The following is a 16251-nucleotide window of genomic DNA, read 5'->3' on the forward strand; positions in this document are numbered from 1 at the left end:
TCTACTGTTCTGCTTCTAACTCATGTAGCCTTTCCAGCCACAGCGGTTCTTCAATCATCTCATCGTTTTGGTAAAAATGTTCCTTGTCACGGGCCAGATGATCGGCAAGCGGAGGTGCGTCTGGCGGGGTGCATACCATAAAACTGTCCCGATCCGCCCCCTTGATCTCCCGGTTGAGGTAGTACACCCGCTTGGCATCGCGGGAATACCAGTGACCGAGCAATTCCCATGAGGGCAGATCCGCTTTGGGAAGCTGCTTCCCGTAGGCATAGATCCGTTTCTCATCCCTGGCAAAATAGGTATCGCCCAACGAGCGGAAAGAGGAAACTTCCGTGCCTTTGATGATCTTCACCTTGCCGTCTCCGTTGTGGAAGTAGACCTGCCGGCTGTCCTTTGCATATCCCTGTGGCGCACCCGAATCGTTCTGGCCATTGTCCAACACCTGGAAGGTTGTCAGCTCTACATCTGGGATTCTCCCGCTGGTGGTGTAGACGGCTGTTTTGTCCATCGCGTAGGCATAGTTTAACACCCGAAACGATGCCGGGTCTGCTCCACGCAGGCGAATCCCGCCGAGAAAGCAGGCCGTAGAGGATTTGCCCCAGTAATGCCAACAGCAGAAGTCTTTGGGCGAAACACCCTTCAACAAGCCGTTTTCATATAGGCCAGAGAAATAAACGGCTCCATCCCGAAGGAAAAATTCGTTGTCCACCGGCTCTGTGCTGGTGATCGGCTGCAGCAGTTCTTCGTGATGATCTGTTATGCTCAGCTCGATCTCGTCGTCGCTGTAAACTAAGTAGAGTCCATGAGGGGCCTTTCTATCGAAATGCAGTTCAATGTCATGATATTTAAGGATCAAAGGTTTCCCGTCGCTTCTCATGGTGGAAACAGCATCGGGCTTGCCGAAAATCTCTATCACCTCATCCTGTGACATGCCGAATTTCAGCGGTGAAATGTCCCGCGGATTCTGCAATATTTGATTGCGCCAAATAGTAAAGTCCTGTTTCATATTTTTAATAGCACTGGAGGATCAGCCAGATCCGGTCAAAGCGGCGGGCGGCCAGGTCCTCTTTGGTAATGTAGAAATAGATGTGCCCGCAGTCTCCGAACATCAGCTCAAAGTCGCCAAGCTCCACGATATCCAGCTGGAACAGCAACATCCAGCGGTCACGGGCTGTTTCTTCTGCCCGCTGACGGATATCTTTCGGGATTCTATTCCTGTTTTCTGGATTGCCCAGGCCATAGCCCTGGGATACCAGGTCGCACTCGTCGAACATACTGTTCTGGATCACATCGGGCCAACCCAGCAGCTGGGAGCGATCATCCGGGTTCTCGGGGTCCTCGCCGGTCAGTTCCTCCCATGCATCGTCGAAAGCGTCGTCATCCTCCTCATCCGGGAACACATCGCTGAAGTCCTCCCAGGAAGGATAGGAGTATTTTGAGTCCATCTTGATTTTAACCATAGGAAATTTGAAGTCTTCCTCCATATCCGCCGGGAAGTCAGCGGCGGACAGCGCCGAAAGATCCTCAAACCAATAGACGCGGGCGCAGCCCTGATCCTTGGGGTCATAGCCCCAGCACTGGGTATCCGTTTCATAGAAGAAGGAGAGCAGGCCGTGATCGGGCAGAAGATGCTCCTTATCAAACTGGGCCAACTCCGCACAGTTGAACTGAGCCAGGAAAGTGAGAGGACGATCTTTCACCACATGGTCATAGCTCTCGCCCTCATAGGTGGGCCAAACAAAGTCCGGCGGCACATCCGGCTTCCCGCCGAAGCGGGTGGCGCCCAGCTTGTATGTTTCTTTTCTGGCAATTTTCAGCTGAATGCTGTTTCTGCCCAACGACTCCAGTTTCTCTTTGATGCTCATGTCAGTTCCTCCTTGTTAAGTTCTTACAGCTTTCCATCCAGTGCCTCAACCGTTTTCATGGCAGCGGAATCAAATTTACACTGCCGCAGGTCCCGTTCGATCAGGGCAAACACATCCGGAAAGCACTCGATCTCATCCTGATACTCATATTTCGCATACAGTTTCCCGTACTCGGAGATCCAAACCTCCGCCGGGTAGTAGTAGCCGATATGACCGATAGGCTGGCATTTTTCACCGGCAGCCTGTTCGATCTCTGCCAGTTCACAGCCGGACATATCCCGAAAATAGGCTTCTTCCAAATGGTTTTTGATTCCATTGACCAGGTAAGGGAACAAAGCGAATTGGAAGTCAGCCGCCCAGCTCAGTCTTTTCTGCTCCAGGTACCACTCACAGCACAGGCCGAAATACTTGCGGTAAAACCGCTGGGTGGTCTTCATCATAGGGACACCATGATCGGCGTAATACTTCTCCGCAATGGAGATGTCCACTTTTCGCCCTTCCCGCCATCCGGCGTACTCCATCAGCTGCTTGACCTTGCTTTTGAGATCGCCGGAGATGGGGATGCGTTCTTTGATCATTCGAATCCTCTCCTGTCGGCTGCCAATCAAAGTTCATTTGGATACCCGATCTTGTCCAGACCCGCCTTTATTTCTTCCCATTCATTGCGCTTAGGGTTCAACACAGCGACCAGTTCTTTTGTTACCGGAACCCCATCAGCAAGCTGGCGCACAGCCTCCAAAGGCAGGTCTGCTGGGTAAAACCACTTCCCGTAATCCACATAGCTCTGTGGATTACCATCAATCGTGGAGAGCAGATCTTTGGATGCGTCCTCGCCGTCCATGGGATTGCAGTGCCAGGTGGTGCCATCTTCCGTCCAGACGCAGAAGGTACTTTTCATCTTTTTGACTTCACGGCTGCCCATGAGCTTTTGCAGAGCAGAGGGCATTCCATCCGTCAGGTCTTCGATACGGGGAAGTTTTTCCTCCCAGTCGTAGAGTTCGGAATCCACACCGTTGATTACACAGCCTTCCGGGGCAAACATGACGATCATGCTTTGGTCACTGCCATCAGTGGCAAAGAATGCCTCTTTGCCTTTTCGCCATGCGGGGTTGTATGTATAGTGGCGGATGAAGCTCCATTCCTCCTCCACCATGATGATGTCCAGAGCTGCCAGCCCTTTGCAGAAGTTTTTCAGGCGCTCCGCATTGGGAAGGCCAGATAAATCTTTTGTGGAAATCATGTGGTTATCCTCCTGTCTTTCGTCACCACAGTTGGTCAATCTGGGTATATATCTTATTAGGCTCTCTGTCCGTAAAACTGGTCAATGAGTCAGTGGGTTCTGTAAGCGGCATCACATTCAAAATATCCAGTACATAATACCAGATTCCTGTATCCCAGTCCCGGAACCGCCCATTGCAGACAGCTCTCCCATACTCGCCGGGAGCCAAATCCAATGCCAGCTCATTGAGAGGCTGTTTCTGCCCGGTCTTATCGTAGGTATATCGCTCCGGCATCGCCCCGATGTGCCAATCATTGCGGTAGCGCACATGGATTCCGTGCTCCTGCTGAATCAGTTCAAAAGGGTGAAGCCGCATTGTGCCATTCGGCTTCCATTCCATCAGCCTACGACAGTCCCTATCGATCTGAAATCTATCGGGCCTCTGTATGATAGATGCAAAGTGAGTAGGTAGACCAAAAGGATAATAGGAGAAGAAGTCTTTAGGCAGACGCATGGCTCTGGGATACCGGTTCCGCTGTGCGGCCGCATTTCCGCCCCGGCAGTCTTTATACCATTGCAGGCGGATCTGCTGAACCAGAAGTGTGGGCAGATGCTTCGTCTGATTACTGTTCTGTCTCATCGCCGCACCTCCTTTCCTGGCGTCCCTTTATGAACGATTGGCCTGCTCCAGCCGTTCCATCAACAGTGGGATTGCCGTAGCCTGCCAAAAATCTCCGCAGATCCAACCAGTGGACATTCCTACATGAGTTTTGGCAAATTGATCTACATAGTAGTGTTTGCCCGGCTCCGGCAGCTCTCCGGTCAAATCCGCAAAGATGTGGAGGATTTCCTCTCGGAGAACATTGGGGGGATACGGCAGTTCCACCGCCTGATACCGCTCCTTCAGAAGCCGCCACAGGAAAGGGTCACCCCGCAGCCCCCACTGGACAGGCTCAGGCTCAAAAATACAGGCAACAAATTCAGCTTTCATGGGTAATACAGAAAATCTCCTTGTTCAAGTCAAAGTAGATTACCATCAGCTCGTCAGTGATCTCCGGGTTGAAGGACAGATCCATAATGAAAACTTGTTGATTCATCTCGTCATCTACCAGACTGCCGAACCGCTTGAGCTTCAAAAAGTCCACCATCTCGGCAAAGGACAGCTTGGCCGGGTCGGTTCCCGGAAAAAGTTCCGCCGCAATATCCGGGCCTACATCGTCCCGATGGAACTCCATGAAAAATGTCACAACGCTATGGTAGCGGCTGTCCTCGTCCGCCAGCGCCGCTTTGATGGCGGCTTTGGCCTTTTCCGCCAATTGCTCCGCCTCATCCAACATTCCTCCCACCACATCCATGGCAGCAGGATCAGCAGTCAGTTCTTCCTCTACATCGAAGATAAAGGGCAGTCCCGATTCCTCGGGAAAGTTGAAGATTTCCTCGCCGGGGGTATATGTAAAATCAATGCGTTTACAGTTCAGTTTCATAATGTTATCCTCCTTACCCCTCAATGTTGGCAGTTTTGAGGCCCTTTTTCAAGGAGCCATAGACCGTCACTGCATGGTCGGTGAACATCTCGTCGCAGTCAAACCAGGCGGTGAAGCTGCCGCCGGAGGTGACGGACAGGCTCGTCATGCTGATCCGCCGGGCCAATTCTTCCTCTGTGATGGGGTCGGTTTCCGGGTTACGGGGATTTTCTTTATCTTGGGAGAGCCAGTTGTTGGCCAGCTCGGTCAGGTTCTTGGCTGCAAGCTCCCGCATGGCTTTGTCCCAGGTGTCACAGTCAGCCAGCAGCTTCTTGGCGGCACTGCGAGCGCGGGTCCAGGAGGGCTTGCTCTCGGCATTGACTTCCAGAGAAAGGCTCACATCCTTTCCGCACCACTGGATTTCGCCCTCGAAGGTATCATAGTCCTTGTCCAGTGTCAGTTCTCCCAGCACCTGGTCCTGGATCACCACCGGCTTGTGGTACTCGTCCAGAACGGCCTGGAGTTCCGGGCAGTCCTCGTGGGCCTTGACCACCTGGGAGATACACCAGGGTCGCACCACCAGATCCTTCGCCCGTTCTTCTTTCATCCGGCGGAGCTTCAGGCGGCAGATCTGCTCCTTGCCAAAGCGTCCCCAGCCCTTGTCGCTATTGCGTTCCTCCTCGGTGACCGGCCATTCCAGCCGCTCCTCTTTGGTGCTGACCTTGCCGGTGTCACAGAACACCATACCCAGCGTCACAACGGTCATTTCCCAAAACTTGCCTTTCCAGTTATATCCGCCCCCAATGCAGCGATTGATCAGAGCGACCACTTCCTGTTCCTCGGGCTCGTACATCTCATAGAATTCTTCAAACATCGGTGCAGCCTCCTTTACAGCAGTTCCAGCACCTCGGCAGCGGGCCCCGCGAACTCTGCCGGGACTTGCACCAATCCATCCTGGTAGGCTTTCACTGCCTGCCAGGAGTAGTAATAGAAGCTGTAGAACAGGTCATCGGGGAAGACCTCGTCCTCCTCGTAGCGCATCTCATCTTCTTCCTCGTCGTATTCCTCCGACCACAGGTATTCTTCCTTCAGCAGATCGGAGAACTGCGGCAGTGCCTCGGCGTGCTCCATCTCATCTCCATCGTGGAAGCACTGGAGGATGCAGGCAAAGAAGTCCAGCAGTTCCCCGGCCAGGAAATGGGCTACGGGGTTCTGCCCGCTCTCTGCGAGGGCCTTCTCCAGAATTCGGCTCAGGAACACCATGCCAAAGGGGGTGGCGTGCCAAAGGGTACTCTGGTGCTCCATGTTGGTGGTGAGCTCGTAGAGGGACTCTTTGACGGACGCCAAATCACGCATCTGCTCCAGCACGGTCAGGTGTGCGGGAAAATCCGTCCCCCGGCCATAGGCGGTGGTGAGCCGGTGCCACGGGACATCAGCGGCCTTGAGATGGGTGATGTAGGTTCTGTTTTCTTCTGTCATGTTGCCGCCCTCCTTATTCCGTTATCTGGCTGCGGTACTCCTTCTCCAGAGCGGTGTACCACCGATTCAGCATGGTTTCCAGACTGGTTTTTCCTTTGCGATCTGTAAAAACGAGGAACTTTTGCAGCAGTCTGGGGAACAGATATTTGCCCGCTTTTGTCAGGTCCTGATTGAGATAGACCATCCGCAGGATACGGCCCTGCCGGTCCAGAGGGTTCTTTTTCAGCAGTTCCTTTTCAAAGCAGAAGCGCAGGAATACCACATTCTCGTCGTAGAAGTCCTCCACCACAGCCGCGCCAATGCTGGTGTAGGTGATGTCGTACACCAAACGGCTCCAGTCAAATTTTTCGGCATAGAGGAGTTTCAGCGCCTTCGCCCAGTGTTCCTCCGGGATCACCAGCATCCTGTGCTGGGCGGTGCTGGAGTAGCCGCGGTAGACGGGGTCCGGCTGCCCCAGCAGTTCACTCACACTGTCGGCGTAGACGAAGCACAGCTCCTCATCGAACAGGCCGCCGATGAAGTTGCCATTGCAGTACAGCATATAATTCTTGGACTTGGCTGGAGAATAAGAGAGGTTATATTCCTGGGAGTCCAGGCTTTTATGTACCTTGTTCAGAAAGTCTATGGATGTCATGGCCTTACTCCTTATTCCAAATCCAACTCGCCATTGCAGAGCATTTGCAGGAAATCCTGAAAAGAAGGGGCAACCTCTGTTGTTTCTTCAAACTCCGGTTCCTCTCCGGTGACAATGGTTCCATCTTTCAGGCACAGGGCATAGTAGGAATATCCATCTTTCAGTGACAAGCAGATAGGCAGATGTTCGTTCCAGAAAGATTTGATTTCCGCTGTCCAGCTGTTGTCTCCTTCGACGGCATCCAGACTCATTTTTTCAAACTCGTTCCAGGCAAATCCGTCTTCTCCCTGTGGGGCAAAGTCATCCGGGCAAAGCATCCACACGGTTTCTGCACTGTTGACACACACTTTCATGTTTCGGAGGAAATCTATATAATCCGTTGGAAGTGAATCATAACGCTGAGCAATCTCTGCTGGAATTTGATTGTTTTCCTGCATCTCGACTTTCCAACCCTGTTCTGTCAGAGATTTGGTCAGGCTTTCAAGTAATGCATTCATCGACTTCTCCTCATTCCTCAAACTCATCCTCGCTCATAGGTCATCTACTTTCTCTGCTTCTTTACTTGATGGGGAACAGTCCGGCCCAGCACCCGGCCCTTACCAACGACATTGGCTCCCTCATAGATCAAAAATTCCGCATTGTTTTCCAGCGGGCCGTAGTCCACAGTGTCCGGGTAGAGGGACTGAGCATTCCCCAAAGCCGTTTCATCAAATGCACAACGCTCCGTTCCATCCAGGAAGCACACCCCCAGATATTCATTGGTTCCTGTGACAACAAAATGGGGACGATACTTTCCACTGACCAGGCTGGGGGGAGCCTTTCTCTTGCCGCCCCAGAAGATGACCTCCACATGGAGCACCGCCCGGTTTTCATCTGTCCCAATCATGCTGTATCACTCCTTTGGCCAGTCCCTCTATTCTCACTTAATCGCCAAACCGCTCAGCAGCGTCTTTGTAAACCGTAATACTTTCTTCCACTCTCACTTTTTCGCTGCGAATACGGAAGTAGTCCCGCAGAATGCGCTTCAGTTCCGGGTTTTCCACCTTGCGGGGCAGCAGGCTGATGAACATTTCGTCGTAGCTTCCATATAGCACACCGCCCCGATTGTAGGTCTGCCATGTCACCGTAGGTTTGCGGCCCTCCGGGTCCTTGGCCAGATCAAAGAGCCACCGCTCATCCAGATCCACATAGCGTTCAATCATAAACCTTGTGTCATAGGTTCCATAGCTATAATCCCCCCAGAAAATCAGAGCGATCATTCCATCCGGGCCCAGGCGTTCATAGGTCCAGCCTTCCGGATAACAGCGGTAATGGAGCATTCCCAGCGCATGGAACAAATAGCCTTTTTGCGGCGTATCCAGAAGGGGCGAATAGGTTTCATACACCTGCTCCTTGGGCTGGGTGATGATCGCCTTCATAAAGACCGGCATCAGCCAGCTGCCGCCGTAGTGTTCATTCAGTTCATCAGCCAATGCTTGCAGTCGCTCATCCGGGTTGCGGATCAGGGAGGCGGTCAGCACCACAGCGGGAATTTTCTCTTTTTCCTTTGGTGTGGCATCCCAAATGCGAAGCCCGTCCGTGATCCACCAGGAGGTGCAGTCATCATCGGAATAAACAGGCGCGCGTTTCAGCTGGGCGATCCGCTGGGTGTTCTCCGCCAGGAAGCGGTAGACCTCCAGCATTTTAGGCGAGGCTTTCCCCAACATCAAATGGAAACAGAAGTTCAGTTGTTCTATATCCAGTGGCTTTGTGTCCCCCTCGTCCAGCAGCTGGGAGAGAGTCTTCAGAATAACTGGGGCAATCTGCTCCGATACACAGTCGGAGCAGGCATCCGACATGATATTGCTGCCCATCCACTTGCCCTTGACCAGCTTGGCCCACAGTGGGGCAGCAGGGGCATACTCCAGCTGCGCCAAAGCCTTCTGAGCAGCCGTTTTGCATTTGCCCTTTTCTGTATTCACAAGCTGGAACAGCAGTTCGCCGTTTGCTTCCTCCTTGCCCAGCTCCAAAATGGCCTGTTCTCGCTTTACGCCCTTGGGGGGCAGTTGTTCCAAAGTCATCATTCATTTTCTCCTATCCCACAATGGTGGTTTCCTTGACAGCCAGATTGTCGTAATCCATGGCGATCAGTTTCCCGGCGGCCTCTGGGGTACACATGAACCAGGTGCTCACGCCCCAGGCATCCATCCTTGTGACGGTGAAGAAGTCGGTTTCGGAGGGAGAGGGATTTCTGGCGTCAAGATAGCGGTCGGAATAGAGGTAGACCAGATCCACCTCCCGGTCCGGCAGCCACTTGGCCCGGCGTGTACGCGGTTTACCATTTTTCAGAGTCTTTTCCCTGGGGTTCTCAAACCACGCCAGTTCCTTGATCTTCAGACCGGTGAAGGTATCCATGAGCCGCTGGGCAATCTCCCGGTGGGTAAATACTCCACAGTCCCAGGAGCCCATCAGCCATGTCTGTATAAAATCGCCCACCTTGCTGCCAGGAGCAGGCGGCCCGTAGACGCTCTCATCCGCCCACATGACCTCTATCTTTTCACATTGATCTGGCCGAAGACAAGACTGCTTGTTGCCATAGCGGTACATGATATTTACATAGCCATAGTCTTCGCCGGTTCGGTCATGACCGACGGCTTCCACTTTATAGGCAGTTATAGACATTGCAGTTCCACCTCCTGAGCCAATACAAATCCACACAGCCCAAGGGAAGAATCAATGACAAATACCCGGATGTGCTCCCGATCCATGCGCTCCCGCAGTTCCTCGATGCTGCAACAGGCGGGAAAGCCGTAAGAGATGGCCCCGCCCAGCAGGTCTTTGTACTGTTCAAAAAAAGCGTCCACGCTGATCTCATCCATGCCGAAGAGGATGTTGTCCTGGACCACATTTTCAAACCAGTGGGCCAGCAGGCCAGTAAAGTGAACGGATACTTTCTCTCCGGCCTCGGTCTGGGTATCCATGTGCAGGATGTGGGCTTCAAAGTCAGCGTAGTAGCGCAGGACTCTGTTGTCGTGCAGACCATCAAAAGAGCAAATCAGCGTACTCATAGGGATTCCTCCTCGTCCATGAGCTGCTCCTGGACCTCTTTGGGCAGGTCATTCCATAAAATATCGTATGTAAAATCCCGAATCTCCGGGTAACACTCTCGTGCGGTCTTTTCCGCCGTTTCCCGATCCAGGTAGTGCATCTCTTGGTGGAAAAACCAGTTGAGCTTTTCCATCAGCCGATAGAGGCGGATCTGTTCTTCTTGGGTCATGGGATCGCTCCTTTTATTGCAATTTCAGCATAAATCCCCAGATGCTCACCACGATTAGAAGGACACCCAGCAGGAAGAAGATCACCCGCCGGGAGCCGCGTCCATAGCGGTGAGAATCCGGTTTGCCGGTAGGGTCGCAGAGCCAATTCCAGTTGCGGATTGCTCCAATCAAAATCACGACCCCAATGATCACTGAGGCAATATACCAATGCTCCTGTAAAAAAGCCGTGATCTGCTCGCTGTTCATTTAGGTTTCCTCCTTCCAGTCATCCTTTGCCTTTTTTGAAGTGTCCGCTGCCTCGCCAGGTGTTGACTACACAGGTGAAGATCTGACCGCAGTGCTTGCATCGAATCATGTGAGCCATAATTTCGTCTGCCCACCCATCCTCAGTCTTTACCTTCTCCAGCGGACAGGTGGATTCCTCTGCAATCAGTTCAAATTCACCTTGTTCCACCAACTGCTGGATATAGGCAATACAAGCCAGGTAGTCCTTGGGGGCATCAAATTTTCTCCATGTTTGAATGTTACGGCAGTGCTCGCACATAATGGGCACCTCCTCCCATAAACGGTTGTAGTCAGCCCTGTATCTCAGCGTCAACGGGGCCTTTTTTCAGCGTTCCATCCACAGTGATCACATGGCCCCAGAACATATCGTCATCCTCGTACCAGGCGGTAAAACGGCCGCCGGGAGATACTGTAAACTCGGTGAGGAGGATGCGCCGGGCAAACTCATCCTCGGTGATGGGGTCTTGTTTCGGGTCCCGGGCGGTCTGGTTATTGTCCGCCAGCCACTCGTTGGCCTGAGCGATGAGCTTCTGGGCAGCCATCGCTCGCAGGGACTTATCCCAGGTTTCCTGGTCTGCCACCAGTTTCTTCATCACATTGGTGACACGGGTCCAGGACGCTTTCTTTTCAATCTCCACATCCAACGAGATCCGGACTTCTTTTCCCATCCACTTACAGGTCCCCTCGAATATGCTCATCTCACGATCCAGCGTGAGGGTTCCCAGCACTTCATCCTCCAGAAGAATGGGCTTTGTGTATTCCGCCCAAATCTCCTCCAGTGCCGGACAGGGTACGCCTTCCTCCAGTACCTCAGTGACATACCACTGAGGTTCGTAGAGGGCATCACCTTTCCAGCCGCGGGCTTTGATCCGGTAGATCTGGCCCTTGGTAAACCGCTTGGAATAGTCGCCGGCATCCCGTTCCTTGTCCGTCAGCGGCCAGCTCAGGTAGCATCGACCGGAGATCGCCTGTCCGGTCTGGACATCCGCCATGGCGAGGGCATGGGTATGCGCCGCCCAGTAGGTATCCAGAAAGGTTTTGTCTGCGCTGACACCGTCCTGGATCAGTACCAGTTTTTCCTCATCTTCTGGGGCGTACAGGGCAATAAAGTCCTTGACCGTTCTCTTTTTCATGGCGTTCTCCTTACGCAAATACCTGCTGGTATTTCTCTTTCAGTTCCTCGGGCGCCGACTTGATGACCTTGCTGCCGCCGTTTTCAGAATCTTTGCCCCAGATGGCCCAGAGCAGGCTCTGCCAAGCGATAGCCCGGAATTTCGGGTCCTTATCCTCTTCCGGCAGGAGATAAGCGGAAAAGCGGCGCTTGACTGCCAGCAGCGCATCCAGGCTTTCCGCACTGGCGATCAGGCTGCGGAATTCCTTGGCAGGCTTCAGCCACTGCATGGACAATGCGCCCCGCACCAATACCCCCAGTGTCCATGGTTGAAAACCAAACTTCCGGATCAAGGCATGAAGAAATTTCTCTTGCAGGGAGGAGTGTTCGTCGTCACAGAGATCCAGATACTCCGTCACCAGCGGTGCCCATCGTTCTCCCTCCAGACCCAGGGCAAACACGGCGAAGGTGCCGGGCAGGGCGCAGATCTCATCGGAGAGGTTTTGGTACATCTCATCCTCCTGCATGGCAAGCCGGGCATAATTCTCCATCCGCACATGGAGGCGGGGGTATCGCACCGCACAGGCAAAGAGCTGGTTGACACCCTTCTTGGGCAGACCGGGGATGGGCAAGTAGATCTTCTCCGGCCCGCGGAACTCGATGGAGTAGCTGCGGGGGAACTCCGGCTGCTCCAACACCTCCACCAGATAGCTCAGCGCCTCATCGAAGCACCCCTCGGTGCAGTCCCTGGAGGTAATGCGGATGGTGGCGAAAGCGTCGTTGGCTGATGCGGTCAGGTGCTTTGTTTTCCGCTTTTGGATATTAGGCGGCAATTTGCCGGTGCCATTGGTTTTCAGTTTCTTTACCATGTCAGGACGAATCTGGGAAATCAGGCCAAGGATATGCTCGGTGGTGAGATACTCAAAACTCATTCCATACACGGTATAGCAGACCGCCACATAACAGGCGAAGCACAGCAGATTCTCATCCACATCCTCCGGGCGCAGCTCCGGCCTCACGGTACAGGGTGGAAAAGCCGTAAAGAAATCTTCCCGCTCTCCAACCTCAAAGTACCGGTCCCGCACCTGCTTTTCGATGTATTGCCGCAATGTATAGTCGATCTCCTTCCAGCCCACCAGCCGCCGCAAGGCGTCGCAGAAGGCAACCGCGTCCTCATAGGGAAAGCCCTTCAGCGGAAATTGGAACAGATACCGCTCCAGTAGCTGATCGGGGAGAAACGGCGTTCCATTGTGGTTCCGCACCACGGTCGGATAGGTGGAGTGGTTCTCCCGGGCGGTCCCGTCCAGAATGTCCTGAATACAGACATCCGCCTCAGCCAGCACCTCCGGGTAGGTATCCGGTTTATGAATCAGGTAATAACGGTCATGCACGCCGTCGCGCTTTGGTAAACTCATATCGGTTCTCCTCTCAGGTCTGCTGGTGCTGCATGGATACGATCTGGCAGTCCGGGCAGAACTCCACATAAAGCGTCCCCTCCGCACAGTCAAACACCGTATCCCACTGGATCTGGGTCAGATACTTCATGGGCTTTCCACAGTGAGGGCAGGTCGTATATTCCGCGTCCTGTACCCAGTTGGCAAAGCCGCCGATGGTGTTCACATCCTGGCAGGCCGCGCCGTAAAACAGGGGCACCGGCGCTTCGCCCAGCACAAAGGAATTTTCCGTGAGAGCCTTGTAGTCCTCGGGACTGACATAGCAATCCGTCTTCTCCGCCCCGTCAAAGAGCTCGGAGGGAAAGACTTCCACGCCGCCATCCAGGGTAAAACTGTTAAAGGCTGGACCTTTCAAAAATCCCACACAGTTGGGGCAGCAAGTGGAAGTCAGGATACCATCCAGCCCCAGAAATTTCAGCCGCTCATCCCGGCCATCCAGCACCAACATATCCACCATACGCCCGCCGCAGTGAGGGCAGGTGTCCTCCCGTGCCCGGCCAATGCGGACGGGAGATTTCTCGCCGGTGGTTCCCTTGACCATAGGATAGCAGCTATCGAAGTTGAGTTGGATTTTCTGGCCCTCCTTGTCGAAGGTCCAGCCGCCGATCTGTGCATAGCTGGATGGGTCCACATAGAGGCCCTTGCGCCAGGGCCGGGGATTTCGCTCCAGCTCCAGCAGCGTCTCCATTGCCTTGTCATCTCCCTGCATAGCAAGGCAACTCATCAGGTTGGAGGCCGCACTGGAATATTCCGCGGACAACAGCGCATGAATCAGACCATCCCGCACATCGGCGGGAGCGTGATAATAGATCTCACAGGGCCAGAACACCTCTGCGGCCAGTGCCGCCCGCTGGATCTCCGGGGCGATGGCATTATGGTAGCTAAGCAGCTGCCAGAAGTCGGTGAATTCCGGGTCTTCCATCTCCGCCAGCCGCTGGATGTTCTGAATCAGGTTTCTCTGCTTCTCTATGATTTGTTCCGGGGTCCAAGCAAGAGCAGCCTTCCGCTCCTGTTCAGATTTGCATTTCCAGCACAATCCCTCATAGCCCAAGGGTGTCCCACAGCCGGGGCAGGTGTACTTCAGGCTCATATTCTTTGACTCCTTTCCAAAGATAGAAAAACGCCCTGCGACACGCTGTCACTTGGACAGGCTGACGCAGGGCGTGAAAAGGCCGCAAGAGAGGAGCCACATCTATTTGCCGATGTGGTTTCTTCAACAGCTAAAATAATTCGTTCATATCTAAAAGCGACAAATGGCGCTATTCCATTCTGTGTGATCATACGACTACTCCACAATATTAACAGCCCATAAGATATAAGGGCATAAATTCAAATTTTATTATACCATAATCAGTTTCAGGTTTGATTCTTTTTTATGGAAATTGAGAAAATGTTTACATTTTGTTCACGGAATGTTTTTTATTTTTTTGCCTTGATTCCAATTCGCTAATACACACTCTGCGTATTAGCGTTTCTGTATTGATACCTCGCTAATACTTATACTAATTTGTATCGACACAGAAAGGGGCGGTGAAAGTTGAATGATTGATAAGCGCATTGGAGAACGAATCAAGCAATGCCGCGAGCAATTAGGTTTGACACAAGAACAGTTTGCCGAGCGTCTTGGTTTGACAACAAACTATATTTCCACCGTTGAGAGAGGTGCCTCTTTTCCGCGCTGCGAAAAATTGATTGCCATCATCAACGGACTCGAAACATCTGCGGATGCGATTTTCTGCGATGTTATAACGCATACCAGTGAGTACCGCTCTGGCATTCTCTCCGAGGAGCTGAAAGAGCTTCCGGCTGAAGAGCAGCAACGGATACTGGAAATCGTAGAATTAATGATTAAACAAGCAAAAAAGAAGATGGATTGACTCATTTCGAGGGCTGCAAGGGTTTCTTGCGGCCCTTCGTTTTATTTCGACACATTTTGCGTAGTGTATGCTATACTATGTATTAGCGATATAGCTTAATACGCTAATACATAGGAGGAGCATCAGCATGAAAATCACAAATCTATTTCGTATGTCTTCTGATAAAGGCCGAACCTGTGCTTTCACAGGCCACAGACCTCAGAACTTACCATTCCGTTTTAATGAGAATGATGATCGGTGCATTGCGTTAAAGCAAAAACTCCGCGATTGTATCGTGCAGTTGATTGAGCAAGAAGGTGTCCGGCACTTCATTTCGGGAATGGCTATTGGCGTGGACATGTACGCCGCTGAAATCGTTCTTGAACTGAAAGCAGAGTATCCTTTCATCACGCTGGAAGCTGCCATTCCTTGTGAAACACAGGCTGCAAAATGGTCCGAACCTTTGAGAGACCGATACTATAAAATCGCAGAGCTGTGTGATCATGAAACAATGCTCCAGAAACAATATACATCAGACTGCATGCAGAAAAGGAACCAATACATGGTAAATCATGCCGATATACTGCTTGCCGTTTGGGATGGATCATCGAGCGGAACCGGCTCCACTGTAAGATACGCCCGTACAAAAAATAAAGCAGTCTGGATTATTGATTCATGTTCCCTTGAGCTTACCCGTGCAGGTTGATTGTATATCGAGGTCAAAATGCAGTCGCTATTATTGGATATTATAAGATAAATTTCACCAACAATCAATACCATTAGAGTTTCCGTCAACGCTAATGGAATGTGTATTCTTTCTTGGACTCAATCTATACTATTAGTGGTACTATATACACTCGCAGGAGGTATCACGATGGAACTTGAGTCCATAGGAAGAAATATACGCAAGTTCCGTTTGATGAGGAATCTGCGACAAGAAGACCTGGCAGAGATGGCTGGGTTGAGTATCAACTATGTCGGTGCGCTGGAGCGGGGAGAAAAAATACCATCACTCGAAACCTTCATTGTACTCTTGAACGCTTTGGAGGTATCATCCGATATGGTGCTGAGTAGTCTATTGGTGGAGAAGCATCAGGCTGATGCTTCTCGTCTGATGGACCGAATGCAGAATCTTCCAGCTTACGATATAGAACGCATTCTTGCGGTAGTTGATGTGCTTATACAGTATTCAAGTATGGATCAAGAGTAAGTTATTGTTTCTTTTCTGAATTAGTGCTTCTTAGAGTGGGCACTTCTGGTTGGCTCATCATGACCCTATCCTTGGTTCACCTAAAAAGCAGACTCTCCCCCTGGCGGGAAGAGTCTGCTTTTTTGCGTTTGATTTTTCAGTGACACACTTAGGTAATCTGGTACAGGTTAGAAGTGTAGCTGCCATTTTCTCGCCAACGAGGATCTTTTCGAAGCAGTCCAGCTCTAACGAGATCATCCAACGCTCGCTTAACAGTAGAACGGGAAAGCCCAAGTTCCAATGCAATGGTCTTAATGGCCGGCCAGCAGCGGCCTTCACTGTCTGCCCGGTCCTTGAGATACATATAGACGCTCTTGGCCCGATGGCTCAGATCCGAAGCATAGATACTGCGAAATCCATTCATGTTCCTATTTCACCT

25 protein-coding genes are annotated in these 16251 nt (G+C 52.2%); 3 read left to right on the forward strand and 22 right to left on the reverse strand.

The genetic code is table 11. The features are described from left to right. Position 1: 1 nt before the first annotated feature. From INF37_RS05450 to INF37_RS05550, 21 genes are read right to left on the reverse strand one after another with little or no spacing between them, the layout of a single operon-like run. Positions 2-1006: a DKNYY domain-containing protein gene (locus INF37_RS05450; RefSeq protein ID WP_193536963.1), complete on the reverse strand. Its 1005-nt coding sequence runs from the start codon at positions 1004-1006 to the stop codon at positions 2-4. A 4-nt stretch (positions 1007-1010) separates the two neighbouring features. Further along, positions 1011-1865: a YwqG family protein gene (locus tag INF37_RS05455; protein WP_193536966.1), complete on the reverse strand. Its 855-nt coding sequence runs from the start codon at positions 1863-1865 to the stop codon at positions 1011-1013. A 23-nt stretch (positions 1866-1888) separates the two neighbouring features. After that, positions 1889-2443 carry an SUKH-3 domain-containing protein gene (locus INF37_RS05460; RefSeq protein WP_193536968.1) on the reverse strand — a complete coding sequence of 185 codons (555 nt, stop codon included), beginning with the start codon at positions 2441-2443 and terminating at the stop codon, positions 1889-1891. A 26-nt stretch (positions 2444-2469) separates the two neighbouring features. Then, positions 2470-3105: a hypothetical protein gene (locus INF37_RS05465; protein ID WP_186964254.1), complete on the reverse strand. Its 636-nt coding sequence runs from the start codon at positions 3103-3105 to the stop codon at positions 2470-2472. Between the two features lie 22 nt (positions 3106-3127). Continuing rightward, complete coding sequence (locus INF37_RS05470) at positions 3128-3724, reverse strand: hypothetical protein (protein ID WP_193536970.1); 597 nt, start codon at positions 3722-3724, stop codon at positions 3128-3130. Between the two features lie 27 nt (positions 3725-3751). Continuing rightward, positions 3752-4075: a hypothetical protein gene (locus INF37_RS05475; protein WP_193536972.1), complete on the reverse strand. Its 324-nt coding sequence runs from the start codon at positions 4073-4075 to the stop codon at positions 3752-3754. Then, a complete protein-coding gene (locus INF37_RS05480) occupies positions 4065-4568 on the reverse strand; it encodes a DUF2004 domain-containing protein (protein ID WP_193536974.1) in 504 nt (167 codons plus the stop codon). The genes INF37_RS05475 and INF37_RS05480 overlap by 11 nt, the downstream gene beginning before the upstream one ends. Before the next feature lie 13 nt (positions 4569-4581). Then, positions 4582-5421 carry a DUF2262 domain-containing protein gene (locus INF37_RS05485; protein WP_193536976.1) on the reverse strand — a complete coding sequence of 280 codons (840 nt, stop codon included), beginning with the start codon at positions 5419-5421 and terminating at the stop codon, positions 4582-4584. A 14-nt stretch (positions 5422-5435) separates the two neighbouring features. Further along, positions 5436-6026, reverse strand: coding sequence for a hypothetical protein (locus INF37_RS05490; protein WP_193536978.1), 591 nt, complete (start codon positions 6024-6026; stop codon positions 5436-5438). A gap of 13 nt (positions 6027-6039) precedes the next feature. Next, positions 6040-6660 carry a hypothetical protein gene (locus tag INF37_RS05495; RefSeq protein WP_193536980.1) on the reverse strand — a complete coding sequence of 207 codons (621 nt, stop codon included), beginning with the start codon at positions 6658-6660 and terminating at the stop codon, positions 6040-6042. An 11-nt stretch (positions 6661-6671) separates the two neighbouring features. Continuing rightward, complete coding sequence (locus tag INF37_RS05500; RefSeq protein WP_193536982.1) at positions 6672-7157, reverse strand: SMI1/KNR4 family protein; 486 nt, start codon at positions 7155-7157, stop codon at positions 6672-6674. 44 nt (positions 7158-7201) lie between these two features. Then, the gene (locus INF37_RS05505) at positions 7202-7546 is read right to left on the reverse strand and encodes a hypothetical protein (RefSeq protein WP_193536984.1); all 345 of its coding nucleotides are present in this window, start codon (positions 7544-7546) and stop codon (positions 7202-7204) included. Between the two features lie 37 nt (positions 7547-7583). Continuing rightward, complete coding sequence (locus INF37_RS05510; protein WP_193536986.1) at positions 7584-8723, reverse strand: hypothetical protein; 1140 nt, start codon at positions 8721-8723, stop codon at positions 7584-7586. Between the two features lie 10 nt (positions 8724-8733). Next, positions 8734-9321, reverse strand: coding sequence for a hypothetical protein (locus tag INF37_RS05515; RefSeq protein WP_193536988.1), 588 nt, complete (start codon positions 9319-9321; stop codon positions 8734-8736). After that, complete coding sequence (locus INF37_RS05520) at positions 9312-9707, reverse strand: hypothetical protein (RefSeq protein ID WP_193536990.1); 396 nt, start codon at positions 9705-9707, stop codon at positions 9312-9314. Before INF37_RS05520 ends, INF37_RS05515 begins: the two co-directional genes overlap by 10 nt. Continuing rightward, complete coding sequence (locus INF37_RS05525; protein ID WP_055270385.1) at positions 9704-9916, reverse strand: hypothetical protein; 213 nt, start codon at positions 9914-9916, stop codon at positions 9704-9706. Before INF37_RS05525 ends, INF37_RS05520 begins: the two co-directional genes overlap by 4 nt. Positions 9917-9929: 13 nt before the next feature. After that, entirely contained in the window at positions 9930-10163 is a 234-nt protein-coding gene (locus tag INF37_RS05530) for an Imm17 family immunity protein (protein ID WP_193536992.1), read from the reverse strand. A gap of 19 nt (positions 10164-10182) precedes the next feature. Then, positions 10183-10461, reverse strand: a complete 279-nt coding sequence (locus INF37_RS05535; protein ID WP_087170179.1) for a hypothetical protein — start codon at positions 10459-10461, stop codon at positions 10183-10185. A 31-nt stretch (positions 10462-10492) separates the two neighbouring features. Beyond that, on the reverse strand, positions 10493-11335 hold the full coding sequence (locus INF37_RS05540) for a DUF2262 domain-containing protein (protein WP_193536995.1): 843 nt from the start codon (positions 11333-11335) through the stop codon (positions 10493-10495). Between the two features lie 10 nt (positions 11336-11345). Next, a complete protein-coding gene (locus INF37_RS05545) occupies positions 11346-12728 on the reverse strand; it encodes a DUF6138 family protein (RefSeq protein ID WP_193536997.1) in 1383 nt (460 codons plus the stop codon). Positions 12729-12741: 13 nt separating this feature from the next. Then, positions 12742-13857, reverse strand: a complete 1116-nt coding sequence (locus INF37_RS05550) for a hypothetical protein (RefSeq protein ID WP_193536999.1) — start codon at positions 13855-13857, stop codon at positions 12742-12744. A gap of 451 nt (positions 13858-14308) precedes the next feature. Between INF37_RS05550 and INF37_RS05555 the strand changes: the two genes are divergently transcribed. From INF37_RS05555 to INF37_RS05565, 3 genes are all read left to right on the forward strand, one after another. Further along, the gene (locus INF37_RS05555) at positions 14309-14644 is read left to right on the forward strand and encodes a helix-turn-helix domain-containing protein (protein ID WP_055270373.1); all 336 of its coding nucleotides are present in this window, start codon (positions 14309-14311) and stop codon (positions 14642-14644) included. Positions 14645-14771: 127 nt separating this feature from the next. Further along, complete coding sequence (locus tag INF37_RS05560) at positions 14772-15329, forward strand: SLOG family protein (RefSeq protein ID WP_193537001.1); 558 nt, start codon at positions 14772-14774, stop codon at positions 15327-15329. A 168-nt stretch (positions 15330-15497) separates the two neighbouring features. Then, positions 15498-15833, forward strand: coding sequence for a helix-turn-helix domain-containing protein (locus tag INF37_RS05565; RefSeq protein ID WP_055270369.1), 336 nt, complete (start codon positions 15498-15500; stop codon positions 15831-15833). Positions 15834-15981: 148 nt separating this feature from the next. Here INF37_RS05565 and INF37_RS05570 read toward each other — a convergent pair whose 3' ends face one another. Then, the gene (locus INF37_RS05570; protein WP_081029064.1) at positions 15982-16236 is read right to left on the reverse strand and encodes a helix-turn-helix domain-containing protein; all 255 of its coding nucleotides are present in this window, start codon (positions 16234-16236) and stop codon (positions 15982-15984) included. Between the last annotated feature and the right edge of the window lie 15 nt (positions 16237-16251).

Origin of the sequence: Pseudoflavonifractor gallinarum (assembly GCF_014982855.1) — a bacterium.
Classification (GTDB): domain Bacteria; phylum Bacillota; class Clostridia; order Oscillospirales; family Oscillospiraceae; genus Pseudoflavonifractor_A; species Pseudoflavonifractor_A gallinarum.